1 protein-coding gene is annotated in these 613 nt (G+C 72.6%); it reads right to left on the minus strand.

Going from position 1 to position 613, the window contains the following annotated elements; all coding sequences use genetic code 11:
• On the minus strand, positions 1 to 600 hold a 600-nt coding region (locus AC27IQ_RS26685; protein ID WP_487091493.1), incomplete at its 3' end, for a uroporphyrinogen-III C-methyltransferase.
• Positions 601 to 613 lie beyond the last annotated feature (13 nt).

A 613-nucleotide genomic window follows, 5' to 3' on the forward strand; every position in this document is an offset into this window, starting at 1 on the left:
CGCGGCCTGGGCGACGGCGTTCTGCAGGGGCAGCTCGTCCACTTGTCGCACCAGATCGTCGAGCCGCGCGAGCAGGCCGGCGGTGTCGGTCACCTGGGCGGCGCCGATGCGCTCCAGGTCGCGGCCGATGGCACGCGACAGGGGCGCGAGGCGAGGCTGGGCTGCGCGTTCGATGCGCTGGTTGGCGCTCTTGAGGGCGGCCACCAGCGGCTCCAGACTGCCGGTCAGCTGGGCCTGCTGCTGGGCCAGGCGGATGCCGGATTCGATGTCCACCACCAGGTTCTCGTCGCGCGAGCGCGACAGGCTCTGCATCAGCTCCTCGAGCTGGGCGCGCTGAAGGGCCACTTCGCTCACGCGGGTTTCGTTCACGGTGAGCCGCGCTGCGGTTTCGCGCGAGACGTCCAGTGCCTGGTGGGCGAGGGTGCGGGCTTCGATGGCCTGGGTGCCGGAGTCGGCGGTCTGTCGCGCCAGCTGCTCCTGGATGGTGTTCAGGCGCTGCCACAGCAGCACGCTGCCCAGCAGGCCGGCCGCGGCCACGAACCCCAGGGCCCAGAGCGCGTAGCGGTTGCCGCTGGCGCCTTTCGCGGGCGCTGCGGGCACGGCCGCACCGAAG

This window comes from Acidovorax sp. KPB24-07 (assembly GCF_057543315.1).